16 protein-coding genes are annotated in these 13,340 nt (G+C 38.8%); 11 read left to right on the top strand and 5 right to left on the bottom strand.

Annotated features, from left to right (window positions below; all coding sequences use genetic code 11):
• The first annotated feature begins 17 nt into the window (after window positions 1–17).
• From ACO1DI_RS19975 to ACO1DI_RS19960, 4 genes are all read left to right on the top strand, one after another.
• On the top strand, window positions 18–656 hold the full coding sequence (locus ACO1DI_RS19975) for an HlyD family efflux transporter periplasmic adaptor subunit (protein ID WP_316909823.1): 639 nt from the start codon (window positions 18–20) through the stop codon (window positions 654–656).
• A 33-nt stretch (window positions 657–689) separates the two neighbouring features.
• Complete coding sequence (locus tag ACO1DI_RS19970) at window positions 690–2,315, top strand: DHA2 family efflux MFS transporter permease subunit (protein ID WP_045291503.1); 1,626 nt, start codon at window positions 690–692, stop codon at window positions 2,313–2,315.
• Window positions 2,316–2,377: 62 nt separating this feature from the next.
• Entirely contained in the window at window positions 2,378–2,806 is a 429-nt protein-coding gene (locus ACO1DI_RS19965; RefSeq protein ID WP_115653416.1) for a MarR family winged helix-turn-helix transcriptional regulator, read from the top strand.
• A gap of 45 nt (window positions 2,807–2,851) precedes the next feature.
• Complete coding sequence (locus tag ACO1DI_RS19960) at window positions 2,852–3,049, top strand: helix-turn-helix domain-containing protein (protein WP_014460860.1); 198 nt, start codon at window positions 2,852–2,854, stop codon at window positions 3,047–3,049.
• 25 nt (window positions 3,050–3,074) lie between these two features.
• Here ACO1DI_RS19960 and ytzI read toward each other — a convergent pair whose 3' ends face one another.
• Window positions 3,075–3,212, bottom strand: coding sequence for a YtzI protein (ytzI, locus tag ACO1DI_RS19955; protein WP_423145576.1), 138 nt, complete (start codon window positions 3,210–3,212; stop codon window positions 3,075–3,077).
• Window positions 3,213–3,340: 128 nt separating this feature from the next.
• On the opposite strand from ytzI, the gene ACO1DI_RS19950 reads away from it, so the two are divergent.
• Complete coding sequence (locus tag ACO1DI_RS19950) at window positions 3,341–3,502, top strand: YfhD family protein (protein WP_074894520.1); 162 nt, start codon at window positions 3,341–3,343, stop codon at window positions 3,500–3,502.
• Between the two features lie 38 nt (window positions 3,503–3,540).
• Here ACO1DI_RS19950 and ACO1DI_RS19945 read toward each other — a convergent pair whose 3' ends face one another.
• The 4 genes from ACO1DI_RS19945 to ACO1DI_RS19930 all read right to left on the bottom strand — a co-directional run bounded on the left by ACO1DI_RS19945 (window position 3,541) and on the right by ACO1DI_RS19930 (window position 7,355).
• Window positions 3,541–4,548 (bottom strand): FecCD family ABC transporter permease, encoded by a 1,008-nt coding sequence (locus tag ACO1DI_RS19945; RefSeq protein ID WP_423145575.1) that lies wholly within the window; start codon window positions 4,546–4,548, stop codon window positions 3,541–3,543.
• Window positions 4,545–5,555, bottom strand: coding sequence for a FecCD family ABC transporter permease (locus ACO1DI_RS19940; protein WP_047751335.1), 1,011 nt, complete (start codon window positions 5,553–5,555; stop codon window positions 4,545–4,547). The genes ACO1DI_RS19945 and ACO1DI_RS19940 overlap by 4 nt, the downstream gene beginning before the upstream one ends.
• Before the next feature lie 81 nt (window positions 5,556–5,636).
• A complete protein-coding gene (locus tag ACO1DI_RS19935) occupies window positions 5,637–6,560 on the bottom strand; it encodes an iron-hydroxamate ABC transporter substrate-binding protein (RefSeq protein WP_182421158.1) in 924 nt (307 codons plus the stop codon).
• Window positions 6,561–7,355: an ABC transporter ATP-binding protein gene (locus tag ACO1DI_RS19930; RefSeq protein WP_115653420.1), complete on the bottom strand. Its 795-nt coding sequence runs from the start codon at window positions 7,353–7,355 to the stop codon at window positions 6,561–6,563.
• A 189-nt stretch (window positions 7,356–7,544) separates the two neighbouring features.
• On the opposite strand from ACO1DI_RS19930, the gene ACO1DI_RS19925 reads away from it, so the two are divergent.
• The 6 genes from ACO1DI_RS19925 (at window position 7,545) to ACO1DI_RS19900 (ending at window position 13,264) form a co-directional block, all read left to right on the top strand.
• A complete protein-coding gene (locus tag ACO1DI_RS19925) occupies window positions 7,545–8,594 on the top strand; it encodes an NAD(P)/FAD-dependent oxidoreductase (protein ID WP_115653421.1) in 1,050 nt (349 codons plus the stop codon).
• 153 nt (window positions 8,595–8,747) lie between these two features.
• Window positions 8,748–9,935 (top strand): methionine gamma-lyase, encoded by a 1,188-nt coding sequence (gene megL, locus ACO1DI_RS19920; protein WP_328575182.1) that lies wholly within the window; start codon window positions 8,748–8,750, stop codon window positions 9,933–9,935.
• Window positions 9,936–10,147: 212 nt separating this feature from the next.
• On the top strand, window positions 10,148–11,392 hold the full coding sequence (locus ACO1DI_RS19915) for a Bcr/CflA family efflux MFS transporter (protein ID WP_115653423.1): 1,245 nt from the start codon (window positions 10,148–10,150) through the stop codon (window positions 11,390–11,392).
• Window positions 11,393–11,509: 117 nt separating this feature from the next.
• Window positions 11,510–12,352, top strand: a complete 843-nt coding sequence (locus ACO1DI_RS19910) for an aldo/keto reductase (RefSeq protein ID WP_115653424.1) — start codon at window positions 11,510–11,512, stop codon at window positions 12,350–12,352.
• A 139-nt stretch (window positions 12,353–12,491) separates the two neighbouring features.
• Window positions 12,492–12,977, top strand: coding sequence for a PaaI family thioesterase (locus ACO1DI_RS19905; RefSeq protein ID WP_014460850.1), 486 nt, complete (start codon window positions 12,492–12,494; stop codon window positions 12,975–12,977).
• A gap of 38 nt (window positions 12,978–13,015) precedes the next feature.
• Window positions 13,016–13,264: a hypothetical protein gene (locus ACO1DI_RS19900; protein ID WP_013056242.1), complete on the top strand. Its 249-nt coding sequence runs from the start codon at window positions 13,016–13,018 to the stop codon at window positions 13,262–13,264.
• The last annotated feature ends 76 nt before the right edge of the window (window positions 13,265–13,340 follow it).

The raw sequence follows: 13,340 nt of genomic DNA, 5'->3' as shown, positions 1-13,340 counted from the left end.
TTAAGGAGGAGTAATGAATGTCTAGAAGTCGCTTAATGGTAACAAATTTTATTGGAATCATCGTTATTTTAGCTTTATTAATTGGAGGAGGATATTATTACGTTCAAAAATCGAACTATATTACAACGGATAACGCTAAAGTATCTGGAGATGTATACAATGTAGTTGCACCTGCAGCAGGTAAAGTAGCAAGCTGGACAGTGGAAGAAGGAAATGATGTATCAAAAGATGCTGAAATTGCTAAGATTCAAGCTGAAAAAGGCTCTGTAGCTGCTACAGTACCAGCAGATGGGAAAATTATTCAAACAAATGTAAAAGAAAATCAAATGGTTCAAGCTGGACAGCAAATTGCAACCGAAGTAGATATGAAAGACCTATTTATCGTAGCAAATATTAAAGAAGATCAGCTTAAGGATATTAAAGAAGGCGACGATGTAGATGTAACGGTAGACGGAGATAGCAGTGCAAAAATCGACGGCAAAGTCGAAGAAATTGGATATGCAACCAATTCACTTTCATCTTTAACATCCAACTCAAGCTCAGATGGAAACTACACAAAAGTGTCTCAAACGGTTCCTGTAAAAATTTCTATTTCTAATTATTCAGAGCATGTAATACCAGGTATGAACGCCGAAGTGAAAATTTCGAAAGACTAATTCTTACTACAACAGTTCAAGAAAGGAGGAAATATGATGACAGCCAGTATAGAAAACACAAGTGATGGATCCATCAAAAAGCATATTCCGCTATTGATTGTGTTAATGCTTGGTTTGTTTCTTGCGATATTAAACCAAACGTTACTGAACGTAGCCATCCCGCATTTGATTACTGAGTTTGGCGTAACGGCAAATACAGCTCAGTGGTTGTTAACAGGATATATGCTTGTGAACGGGGCGTTAATTCCGCTTTCAGCTTTTTTAATTGAACGATTTGGTGTGCGTCGCTTGTTCTTATTTGCAATGTTTTGTTTTACAGTAGGGTCATTGATTTGCGGAATTGCACCTACATTTTCGATTATGCTTACAGGCCGTTTAATTCAAGCTATTGGCGGAGGTGTCTTATCACCTCTTGTTATGACCATTATTGTATTTATTTTCCCTCCCCACATGCGAGGAAAAGGGATGGGGATTTTTGGTTTAGCCATGATGTTCGCACCGGCTATCGGACCAACGTTATCTGGATGGGTTATTCAAAACTACGACTGGCACATCCTTTTTAACGGCATGGTACCATTAGGTGCCATTGTATTAATTATTGCTTTCTTTCAATTAAAAGACATTCAGCCTCCAAAGGATGTAAAAGTTCACATGCCTTCTGTTGTGACATCACTTGCAGGTATGGGATTATTGCTTTACGGATTCAGTGAAGCTGGAAATGATGGCTGGACGGATTCAGTTGTTCTTTCTACAATCATTGGCGGGGCAGTTCTTTTAATTATATTTGTTCTTCAACAAATTAAATCTGAAAAGCCGCTATTGGATATGCGTGTGTTTAAATATAATATTTTTTCACTATCAAATATAATTAGTATTGCGATTACAATCAGTATGTACGCAGGTATGTTCTTGCTTCCAATTTACTTGCAAAATATCCGCGGATATTCTGCTTTTGATTCAGGACTGCTGTTGCTTCCTGGCGCACTTGTTATGCTGGTTATGTCGCCGATTTCAGGTACATTGTTTGATAAAGTGGGACCTCGTCCGCTAGCAATCGTTGGTATGCTCATTACATCTATTTCAACGTTTGAATTTACGAAGCTGACGATGGATACACCATTTAATCATATTTTAGCGATTTATATTATCCGTTCGTTCGGTATGTCACTGTTAATGATGCCAATTATGACAGCGGGTTTAAATCAGCTTCCGCAGCGACTAAGCAGTCACGGAACGTCAATGTCTAATACGCTTCGTCAAGTAAGTGGTTCAATTGGTATTAGTTTAATGACGACCATTTTTACGAACCGTACAACGTATCACGTAAATGAAATCAGCAGTTCCATGAATACGTCTGATCCATTCTTTATGAACAGTTTTCATTTATTTGTACAAAAAGTAGCTGCTACTTTGCATTTATCACAAGATCAGGCTCAGCAGCAAGCGCTGACAATTTTATCTGGAAAAATGACGCAGCAAGGTACGATTCAAGGTATTAACGATGCCTTTTACTGGGCAACAGCGATTTCTGTTATCGGTTTAATTTTAAGTTTCTTCCTTCGTGATGTACGTAAAGATAAAGTAGTCGAAGAAAAGAAATCAGAAGCTCAAGAGGAAGATATTCGTATGCTTCCAGCTCCGAAAAGTATAAATTCATAAGGAGCTATAGAAATCTAAAGTTCATCATAAAACATGTTGGAGAGAAAGGGGGCAGTGAGCGGATGGATTCATTGACATTTGGTGAAGAAATTCAAAGAATTTCAGTATCTTTAAACAAAAAAGTAATGACAAATGTAAAAAGCCTTTTACAGCATTACGGAATTACCCCTTTTCAATATCATATTTTACTGATTGTTGAACGTGCAGATACAATCCCTGTCACCAAAGTGGCAGACGAGATAAAGGCGAGCCCAAGCGTTATTACAGCATCGATTACACGTTTGTATGAACTGAATCTTGTGGAGCGCTACCATTCAAAAAGAGATCGGCGTAAAGTTATGGTCGAGCTTACAAACAAAGGGAAACAAGTGATTCAAGCTGCTGAAAAAGACATGCAGCAAGGGGTTGAAAAACTGTTTGCTTGCTATAAAGAAGAAGAACAGCAGCAATTTCTCACGCTCTGTCGGCAGCTAGATGAACATGTGACTTGAACTTGAGCAGAAAAAAGTATATTGAGTTAAGCGGAGTGAGTGTAAATGAATAAAGAAACGGTAAAAAACATTCGGAAAAACTACAATATGAATCAGCGAAACTTCGCTCAAGCAGTGAACTGCAGTTTTTCTTTAATTGCACTGGTTGAAGTGGGTAAGCGAAGAGTAACAAAAAACTTGGAAGACAAAATTAAGCAAGCATTTCAATTGAACGATCATGATTTAAAATCACTGCAAGGGTAATACAAAAAGTAGGTGTGAAACGAGCTCACCTACTTTTTTTGTCTTGTTTTTTTGTAAGTGGATCTACCGTATGTTTGTAATCATAAGCTTTCGAAGTGGTAACCACGCACAGCAGTAAAATAACAAATACAATGATAATAGAGAGCGTAATAATGATGACCATATAACACGTCCTTTCTTTTTCTTATTATGTATGCCTTCGGTCTTATTGGTAAAATTCCTTCTTTCTCCACATAGTGCAGAAACGACAAACGCATACTATTAACAGTCTAGAATAAAGGAGTGTTCATAATGAATGAAAAAGAGTTGAAAAAACAATTAAAAAAGGTAGCGGATTATCCTGCATCTAAAGCAGATGGAGTAGATGAAGAGTTTTCTCGTGAATTAGCAGACCAAGACGATTTAGAAGCACAGGCTAGAGCGAACGCTGCAGATGAAAGACAAAAAAAATAATAACTAGACGCGCTTCTTCTAAGAAGCGCGTCTGTTTATTATTTTTTTAAAAGCAAATAAACAAAGTAAGGAGCACCGATTACGGCGGCAATAATTCCTGCCGGTATACCGTTAGGATCGGCAATGTTATGTCCTATTGTATCTGCAATCAGCAAAAGCCAGCCGCCTAGTAAAATGGCAACGGGAATAAAAAGCTGGTTCCTCGGTCCGACTAAGCCTTTGGCAATATGAGGAGCAAGAAGCCCAATAAAGGCCACGCCGCCTGTAACTGAAACTGCTGCTGCCGCTAATGCAACCGCGGCTAGAAGCAATGTTATACGCTCTTTCTCCATAGCGATACCGACTCCAATAGCTGCAGCTTCATTTAAGTTAAAAATGTTTAATGAATTTGCTTTGTACAATATAAAAGGAATCAAGACAAGAAGCCAAGGTAGAAGTGCCCATATAAAAGGCCAGTCTGACCCCCAAATGTTTCCTGCGATCCATTTAGCAATAAAATCAACTTTAGCACGATCAGCTGATGACATAATCACCACCATCATTCCAGAAAGAGCCATCGAAAAACCTACGCCTGTTAAAATAAGCTTCACATGCTGCAGCCCTTGGCTTTTACTATATGAACAAAGGTAGATAAGACCAGCTGTAAACAAGGCGCCGATGAACCCTACTAACGGAAGAGCATACACGAAAGAGCCAGCTTCAATTGGAAAAAATAAAAAGAATACGGCAATTGCGACGCCTGCTCCTGAATTAATTCCTATAATTCCAGGTTCCGCTAAGTCATTGCGCGTAACACCTTGTAAGATAGCGCCTGATAAAGCTAGAGCCATTCCTGCTAAAAGAGTAATGATAATTCGCGGAAGTCGAATTGAAAAAAGAACGAACTCATCTGCAAAATTCCCTTTGCCAAAAAGAGTAGGAAACACTTTATTATAAGGAAGGGGTGCATCACCAAGCCCCATTCCTATTACAATCGTTCCAAGAATCAAAACAGTGAGGAGCATCATAATTATTCGTTGTTTTCTAATAAGCGCTGGGTGAATCATGAGAATGCTTTTCCTCCTTTACGAACAATGACTAAAAAGAAAGGTAAGCCAATCATCGATACAACTGCTGCTATCGGTGTTTCATAAGGCGCACTTACGGTTCGGCCCAACGTATCAGCGAGAAGCATAAACGCTGCGCCAGTGACAGCGGACATAGGGATAATATAACGATAGTCGGTTCCTACAATTCCTCGTACAATATGAGGAATCATCAAGCCGATAAACACCATGTTTCCCACTAGCGCAACAGAAGCACCTGCAAGAAGAACCATGACAACAAATAAAATGGTTTTGACCTTTGTTGTTTGCTGACCTAACCCCACAGCGACTTCTTCATTTAAGCTTAAAATAGTAAGCTGCCGAGAAAGCAAAAGGGCAATGAATATACCGCCGAGGATAAAAGGAACAATGATTTGAAGCTGTTCCCAAGAAGTGCCTACCATTCCGCCAGCAGTCCACATCGATACATCTTTTGAAATTTTAAAATAAATACCGACTCCTTCTCCAATCGCATAAAGAAATGCTGAAACGGCAGCTCCGGCGAGTACAATTCGAAGCGGAGAGAAACCGCCTCTTTTTATAGCAGCAATTCCAAACACCAAAATTGCGCCAACCGCAGCTCCGATAAAGCAAGCAATCGTAATACCTAAATAATTTACAGAAGGGATAAAGGCAATTGTTACAGCTAAAGCTGCATTTGCGCCAGAAGTTAAGCCTAAAAGCCCTGGATCTGCAAGAGGGTTTCTTGTCATACCTTGCATAATCGCTCCTGATACTGATAAAGCAGCGCCAACAAAAACAGCGGCGATTTCACGAGGTAAACGAATATCTCGAATGATCGAAATCTGTTCGTTTACACTGCTTGATGAAAGTGCTAACCACACATCTTTTATCGATATGTCAGCAGCGCCAAAAACCATTGAAGAAACAAACATTATGATGAATACGAGCAGCATACCTATTAATTTATATAAAAAAGGAATGAAACGCTGATTGTCTTTTTTCATAAAACACCCATCTTTTCATGTAAGAATAAATTTAGTAAAACAAAGCAAGAGGAATTCTAAAAAGAATTCCTCTTGAATGAATTACTTGCCAAGAAATTTTTGAGTAAAGAAATCTAGTTGATAATCTAATGTGATTGGATCATTAAAATAAAATTCTTTTGCATTTGCTTCAAATACGTGATTATTCTTTACAGCAGGAATATTTTTGTACGTATCTGTTTTCTCAAATGATGTATCTCCATCTTGGTTTTTGCTGAAGATTAAATAATCTCCGGCATATTCAGGAAGAACTTCTGGCGAAATCGCATAGTATCCATCTTTCAAAGCCATTTTCTTGACTTTCTCCGGCATTTTTAATTTCATTTCCTTATAAAGAATCTCCGTTCCGCGTCCCCAGTTATCCCCAAACACATACAACTGCTTGTCAAAGTTTTCAACAACTGAAACCGTGCTATCTTCGCCAATTTTAGCTTTGATGTCAGAGCCAGCTTTTGCTGCACGCTTTTTGAAATCGTTTACCCATGATTGTGCTTCTTTTTCTTTATTTAATAGTTTTCCGATTTCTACATGCTGAGTAAGGTAATCTACTTTATCGTATGTATACGTAACGGTAGGAGCAATTTTTTTTAATTTATCAACGTTTTTTGTAGTAGATAAGCCAATAATTAGGTCAGGCTTTAATTCAATGATCTTTTCTAAATTTTCATCTGATACTTCTTCAACGCCTTTTAATTTCTTTTCAAAGCGGGGATTCATTTTAGACCATGAATCAACTCCGACAATATTGACACCTAACGACATGACGTTACCTGCGTAGGAACCTAACACTACAACACGTTTCGGGTTAGCAGGAACTTTGACAGGGCCGTCTTCAGATTGATATGTGATCGTCTTGGATTCGCTGTTTCCTTTACTTGAATCATTTTTGCTTTCAGTTGAACCGTTGCTGCAGGCACTAATAAGTAGTACGAATATAAGCATGAATGGAAGCAATAATTTTTTCATTTAGTTATCTCCTCTTAATAAGTTATACGTGATGCACATTGGTTTATTTGTTCTCGGATCTCGTCCGATTTCAGCGTCGATATGAAACACTTTTTTTAGAACGTCCTGCGTAATGACTTCTTCACACTTTCCGGCTTTGACAATTTCTCCATCTTTTAAAGCGATAATATAATCTGCAAAGCGAGCGGCTTGATTTAAATCATGAAGCACCATTACAACTGTACGTTCCTGCTCTTTGTTTAACTTTTGAAGAAGCTCAAGCACTTCTAACTGATGAGCCATATCCAAGTAGGTAGTAGGCTCATCGAGGAATATAATATCGGTTTCTTGAGCTAAAGCCATTGCAATCCACACTCGCTGACGCTGACCGCCCGAAAGAGAGTCAACGAGCCGGAATTTATAATCTTTTGTTCCGGTTACTTCAAGCGCCCAGTCAATCGTTTGATAGTCTTCTTTCGACAGACGTCCAAAACCTTTTTGATAGGGGAATCGCCCATAAGATACGAGTTCTCCCACAGTTAGGCCTTTAGCACTTTCTGGTGTTTGAGGGAGAATAGCCATTTTTTTAGCAAGTGCTTTTGTATGTTCTGTTGAAATATTTTCACCATCTAAAATAACGGAACCGGATTGATGAGAAATAATGCGGGTGATGGCTTTTAAAAGCGTTGATTTGCCGCATCCGTTTGAACCAATAATTGTGGTAATCTTTTTGTCTGGAATGTTAACGCTTAAATTCTTTACTATTAGACGTTCACCATAACTAATATGTAATTTCTCTGTATATAGGCGAACCATATCTGACCCTCCGTTTGCATTTAATACAACAAATACTTGATAATGATTATCAGTATCGTTTACTTTACATACTATAATTCGAACGTTTCCGGATGTCAATAGTTATTTTTATTGTCAAAACGTTGAAGAAGATGTATATTTAAATGAGAATGATAATCAATAACAATTGATTACGAGGAGTGAACGTGCATGATACACAATGAACTTTTTGATGTGACAATTATAGGCGGGGGACCGGCTGGCCTTTATTCTGCCTTTTATAGCGGTCTAAGGGAAATGAAAACAAAGCTGATTGAATATCAGCCAAAACTAGGTGGAAAACTTCACGTTTATCCTGAAAAAATGATTTGGGATGTAGGGGGCCAAACTCCTATTTCCGGTGCGGAGCTTATTGAACAGCTTGTTGAACAAGGGCTGACGTTTGATCCGACTGTTGTTTTAAATGAGAAGATTGAAGCTATTTCTCGCTTGAAAGATGGTATTTTCCAGCTGACGAGTTCTTCAGGTGAACATCATTACTCTAAAACCATTATCCTTGCTGTCGGAGGAGGTATTTTAAATCCGCAAAAGCTCAAAATTGAAGGAGCAGAACGATTTGAAATATCAAACTTAAACTATACGGTTAAATCTCTGCAGCATTTTAAAAATAAAACGGTGATCGTTTCCGGGGGAGGCAATTCAGCCATTGATTGGGCAAATGAGCTAGAGCCCGTTGCTAAAAAAGTATATATTACGTACCGAAACAGTGAACTAAACGGTCATGAAGCACAAGTGAGACAATTAATAAACAGTTCGGCTCGGTGTCTGCTTAACACATCTATTACAAAATTAGTGGCTGATGCGACGCATGAATTTATTGAAAAAGTTGAGCTGACTAATCATCAAAGCGGTGAGGTTTCTTATTTATCGATTGACGAAGTTATCATTAATCACGGTTATGAAAGAGATACAGAGCTGTTAAAAAACAGCGAACTACATATCAAAACCATTGATGACTATTACGTTGCAGGTAATGCAGCAAGCGAAACATCTGTAGAAGGCGTATATGCAGCTGGAGATATTCTCATGCACGAAGGAAAAGTCCATTTGATTACCGGTGCTTTTCAAGATGCTGCTAATGCCGTAAACAAAGCAAAACAATTCGTTCAGCCCTCTGCTGCTAAGACAGCTATGGTTTCTTCTCATAATGAAGTATTCAAAAAGCGTAATTCAGCACTAATTAAACAAATGATGAAGTAAAGCGAGGTGCAGTGTGCATATCGCTTCTTTCTCTACGCTGTAATTATCTAAATGGAGAGGCAGGGAACGAAAAAAGAAAAGAGAAATATAATAAAAGAAAACGCTTACATTATTTAAATGACACAGCGCTTGTTTGCATAAGGGGGAAGTCGTATGAACGAAAAAGAGAAATATCAGTTTGAAACAAAAGCCATTCACGCAGGGTACGAATCAAAACATCATTTTGATAGTTTAGCTCCGCCCATTTATCAAACCTCTACATTTACATTTTCATCTCTAGAACAAGGTGCAAACCGATTTAGCGGAGCAGAAAATGGTTATGTATATTCCCGGTTATCTAATCCAACCATCACCATTTTAGAAGAGCGTATGGCACAGCTTGAAGAAGGCGAAGCCGCTTTGGCATTTGGATCGGGAATGGCTGCAGTATCGGCTGTATTGATTGGACTTACAAAAGCAGGCGATCATATTTTATGTTCTAAAGGAGTGTATGGATGCACGTTTGGTTTACTGGAAATGCTTGAGGAAAAATATCAAATCCATCATTCTTTTTCCAACTTGGAAACTGAGGAAGAAATTCTTGCTGCTATCAAAGAAGATACAGCATGTATTTATATTGAAACACCGATTAACCCCACTATGACTTTAGTAGATTTAGAGTTAGTTACTTCTATTGCTAAACAAAAAGGAATTCCCGTGGTAGTAGACAATACCTTTTCAACTCCTTATTTGCAGCAGCCGCTGAAGCTTGGATGCGACTTAGTCATTCATAGCGCAACAAAATTTATTGGTGGACACGGAGATGTTGTCGCGGGAATTGTAGTAGGGAACGAAGAGGTTATTTCCGTACTGCGCAAAACGACGCAAAAAGATATCGGAGGCATTCTTTCACCGTTTGATGCTTGGCTGTTACTCCGAGGCTTAAAAACGCTGGCCGTTCGAATGGATCGTCACTGTGAAAATGCTGAACATATCGCAAAACAATTAAGTCTTCATCCCAAGGTAAAAGCCGTTTATTATCCAGGTGATAAAAAGAGCACTGCTTATTCTCTCATGCAAAAGCAAATGAAAAAAGGAGGGGGGCTTCTCTCTTTTGAGGTGAAAGGAGGTTATGAAGAAACCGTAAAAGTGGTCAATCAGCTTAAGCTCATTTCCATTGCAGTAAGTCTTGGAGACGCTGAAACACTTATTCAGCATCCTGCCTCTATGACGCATGCAGTTGTGCCAGAAGAAGCTCGGAAAGAAATGGGAATTTCAAACGAACTCCTTCGTTTATCAGTTGGACTGGAAGCTTGGGAAGATATTATGAGAGATTTACAGCAGGCATTAGATAGTATATAACAAACGTTCAAACAGCGGTTGAAGTATCTTAAGGATATTTCAACCGTTGTTTTTGAATATCAACCGCATGTCATCACTCATACATCCTTTTTTGCGAGTGGAACTTTACCTACATCTTTAGACAAATGTCCTAGACAGAAGAGATGCCTTTCAATAGACTAAAGGTTATCTGTAAAAATACAATATTTAGGTAAGGAAGGTGCTCTGCTATTATGCTTCATAATCCAACTGGAAAAAAACGTCTAGGATTGGCGTTTCTTCTCAGTACGCTTGCGATATTAGGTCCGCTTAATATCGATATGTATTTACCAAGTTTTCCTGCTATTGCTGATCATTTAGATGCGCGGGCTTCACTTGTACAGCTTAGCTTAACATCGTGTTTACTAGGACTTGCTATTGGTCAAATTGTGATTGGTCCAATAAGTGATGCGAAAGGAAGAAAACGACCTTTACTCATCGCGATCTCCTTATTTATGGTATCGTCGTTGCTCTGTGCCTTGGCCCCTACTATCACAGCTTTAGTCATCGCACGCTTTTTACAGGGGTTTACGGCTTCGGCAGGAGTTGTTCTGTCTCGCGCGATTGTCAGAGACGTTTTTAGCGGAAGAGAGCTTACAAAGTTTTTTGCTCTGTTAATGGTTATCAATGCCTTTGCGCCAATGATAGCACCAATGGCCGGAGGTGCTATTTTACTTCTGCCTTTTGCAAGCTGGCATACTATTTTCTTGTTTTTAAGCTTAATAGGCCTTTTAATTGTTTTAACAATCTCAATACGTTTAAAAGAAACTTTGCCAATTGAAAATAGAACGCCAAGTTCAATTGGTCATTCCGTTCGCACAATGGGCAGTTTATTACAAGACCGTTCTTTTATTGGGTATGCCCTAATTGTTGGACTGGTTCACGGAGGAAGCTTTGCTTATGTATCAGGCACTCCATTTGTCTATCAAGGGATATACCATGTTTCTCCGCAAGTTTTTAGCATTTTGTTTGGCATTAACGGCTTGGCCATTGTGACTGGAAGCTTTATTATTGGGCGCTTTAGCGGAATTCTTCATGAAAGAAGCCTGCTTCGCATTGCCGTGATTACGGCTGTAAGTGCTACTAGCGTACTTCTTATCATGACCATGCTTAAAGGACCGCTTGCTACGATTGTTATTCCCATTTTTATTTACATGATCTCTATAGGAATGACGATCACAGGTTCGGTGACATTGGCCATGAAAAATCAAGGACATAGAGCAGGGAGTGCGAGTGCCGTGTTAGGCATGCTTCCACTAACTTTAGGATCAATTGTTTCTCCTTTAGTAGGTATTAACGAAACAACAGCAATTCCCATGGCTGCTATTTTATTTAGTACGGCGCTTTTGGGTTTTGTAGCTTTCTTTACGTTAACTAAAAACAAGAAAGAAGCAGAAAAGTGCGAAGTTAACGAGTTTAAAACGGAGGTTTCTCCGTAATCACTTTTTTGATTGTTTGAAAGCATCACTCCTTTGTGAAAATGAGTGGTGCAAATTTATTCAAGTATTGGATAATATATGCTAACCTTAGGGCATGATCGAAAGGAGTGGATAATAATGAGTAAAGTAATTCCTGAAATAACGCTTAGTGATGGGGTAACCTTGCCTGCTATAGGTTTTGGTACATACAAACTTAACGGAAATGAAGGAGTCAACGCTATAACGAGTGCAATTGATGTAGGGTATCGTCTAATTGATACGGCTTATAATTACGAAAATGAAGGCACCGTGGGCCAAGCGCTTCGAAGAACACCGGTTTCTAGACAAGAACTGTTCGTTACGTCTAAACTCCCCGGGCGATACCATACGTATGACAAAGCAATTCCTACCATCCAAGAATCTTTATATCGCGCGAATTTAGACTATTATGATTTGTATCTTATTCATTGGCCTAATCCTAAACAAGATCATTATGTAGAAGCTTGGCAAGCATTAATTGATGCGAAGCGCTGGGGCTTAATTCGTTCAATTGGTGTTTGCAATTTTCTTCCCGAGCATATTGAGCGCTTGGAAAAAGAGACCGGCATTTTACCAAGCATCAATCAAATAGAACTGCATCCTTTTTTTAATCAACATCAATATCGAAATTGGTATCAGGAGAAAAACATTCAAATTGAATCTTGGAGTCCGCTAGGGCGAGCAAGTGCTGTTTTAGAAAATGAAACAATTAAACAAATCGCCGACCGTCATAATAAGACAGTTTCACAAGTAATTTTGCGATGGCATTATCAGCTAGGGGCGATTTCAATTCCAAAATCGTCATCTCGCAAGCGGCAGCTTGAAAACATATCCATTTTTTCATTTTCTTTAGATGAAACTGAGATGAATATGATTTCAGAATTGAACCACGAGGATGGAAGACTTAATAACCAAGACCCCGCTGCTTATGAAGAATTTTAACTATAAAGCCTCACTTATTTTTTAAGTAAGGCTTTTCTTCTATGATTTTTAGTTATTTAAGCTTGAAAATAGTCCGTTTAGTTCTAACGATTGTAGGAGAAAATGTGTTAAAATATTCCGAAAAAAGGAGTGGTGAACCATGGAAAAAGTAGTAAAAGCGATTCAAGACGAATATCCGGATGATTTTGCATGGTGTTACGGCTGCGGCCGATTAAATCAGGACGGCTATCATTTTCGGACAGGATGGCTAGGAGAAAAAACCATTACCCTTTATACACCTAAGGCCGAACATACAGCCATACCAGGATTTGTTTATGGCGGACTTCTTGCATCACTGATTGATTGTCATGGAACAGGCTCTGCATCTCTTGCTCTATACCGTAAAAATGGCCATGAAATAGGAGATTCAGCAGAGCCCCCGCGGTTTGTTACCGGTTCTCTCCACGTAGATTTTAAAAAACCAACGCCACAGGGTGAAGTACTAAAAGCAATAGGAACGGTTGAAGAAATTCACCCGAAGAAATGGAGAGTTAAAACAGAAGTATACGCGAGTGACATCATTGTTGCGACCGGAGAAGTTGTGGCAGTTGTTATGCCAAGTACGTTTAAACGAAAAGAAGACTAAAAAATGCAAAACAGTTACATAAAAAGGGAGGAAAAGGTATGGGTAAATGTAATTTGGACCACTCGGTAGAAGATGTACAGCAGAAGTTTAACTCGCAGTCACAATGGCTGCCAGAAGATATTCGCTCGTTGTTTCATGAGTTTCTCGTACGAAATCCTTCGCAAACAACATTAAACGAGATGTTTCATTTGCTGAAGAAATATGATTTGGTTGATGAACAAGAAAGAAAAGAGCGAGATCGAAAAATCAAATGGCTGATATTAAATAAAGAAGAGACGAACAACTAGAAGCAACTACATACAGTAAACCTACGCTTACGACCACAATGAAAAAATCCGAACGAGTTGAATTCTCCATCAAGAA

The organism is Priestia sp. 40, from assembly GCF_049368575.1.
Classification (GTDB): domain Bacteria; phylum Bacillota; class Bacilli; order Bacillales; family Bacillaceae_H; genus Priestia; species Priestia zanthoxyli.
The sequence above is the reverse complement of the archived record's forward strand: the minus strand, read 5'-3'. Positions and strand labels throughout refer to the sequence as shown.

What these genes read in the sequence shown, in the direction of transcription:
- ACO1DI_RS19975 (WP_316909823.1), top strand. Translation starts at nt 18, where the DNA reads ATGTCTAGAAGTCGCTTAATGGTAACAAATTTTATTGGAATCATCGTT.
- ACO1DI_RS19970 (WP_045291503.1), top strand. Translation starts at nt 690, where the DNA reads ATGATGACAGCCAGTATAGAAAACACAAGTGATGGATCCATCAAAAAG.
- ACO1DI_RS19965 (WP_115653416.1), top strand. Translation starts at nt 2,378, where the DNA reads ATGGATTCATTGACATTTGGTGAAGAAATTCAAAGAATTTCAGTATCT.
- ACO1DI_RS19960 (WP_014460860.1), top strand. Translation starts at nt 2,852, where the DNA reads ATGAATAAAGAAACGGTAAAAAACATTCGGAAAAACTACAATATGAAT.
- ytzI (WP_423145576.1), bottom strand. Translation starts at nt 3,212, where the DNA reads ATGGTCATCATTATTACGCTCTCTATTATCATTGTATTTGTTATTTTA.
- ACO1DI_RS19950 (WP_074894520.1), top strand. Translation starts at nt 3,341, where the DNA reads ATGAATGAAAAAGAGTTGAAAAAACAATTAAAAAAGGTAGCGGATTAT.
- ACO1DI_RS19945 (WP_423145575.1), bottom strand. Translation starts at nt 4,548, where the DNA reads ATGATTCACCCAGCGCTTATTAGAAAACAACGAATAATTATGATGCTC.
- ACO1DI_RS19940 (WP_047751335.1), bottom strand. Translation starts at nt 5,555, where the DNA reads ATGAAAAAAGACAATCAGCGTTTCATTCCTTTTTTATATAAATTAATA.
- ACO1DI_RS19935 (WP_182421158.1), bottom strand. Translation starts at nt 6,560, where the DNA reads ATGAAAAAATTATTGCTTCCATTCATGCTTATATTCGTACTACTTATT.
- ACO1DI_RS19930 (WP_115653420.1), bottom strand. Translation starts at nt 7,355, where the DNA reads ATGGTTCGCCTATATACAGAGAAATTACATATTAGTTATGGTGAACGT.
- ACO1DI_RS19925 (WP_115653421.1), top strand. Translation starts at nt 7,545, where the DNA reads ATGATACACAATGAACTTTTTGATGTGACAATTATAGGCGGGGGACCG.
- megL (WP_328575182.1), top strand. Translation starts at nt 8,748, where the DNA reads ATGAACGAAAAAGAGAAATATCAGTTTGAAACAAAAGCCATTCACGCA.
- ACO1DI_RS19915 (WP_115653423.1), top strand. Translation starts at nt 10,148, where the DNA reads ATGCTTCATAATCCAACTGGAAAAAAACGTCTAGGATTGGCGTTTCTT.
- ACO1DI_RS19910 (WP_115653424.1), top strand. Translation starts at nt 11,510, where the DNA reads ATGAGTAAAGTAATTCCTGAAATAACGCTTAGTGATGGGGTAACCTTG.
- ACO1DI_RS19905 (WP_014460850.1), top strand. Translation starts at nt 12,492, where the DNA reads ATGGAAAAAGTAGTAAAAGCGATTCAAGACGAATATCCGGATGATTTT.
- ACO1DI_RS19900 (WP_013056242.1), top strand. Translation starts at nt 13,016, where the DNA reads ATGGGTAAATGTAATTTGGACCACTCGGTAGAAGATGTACAGCAGAAG.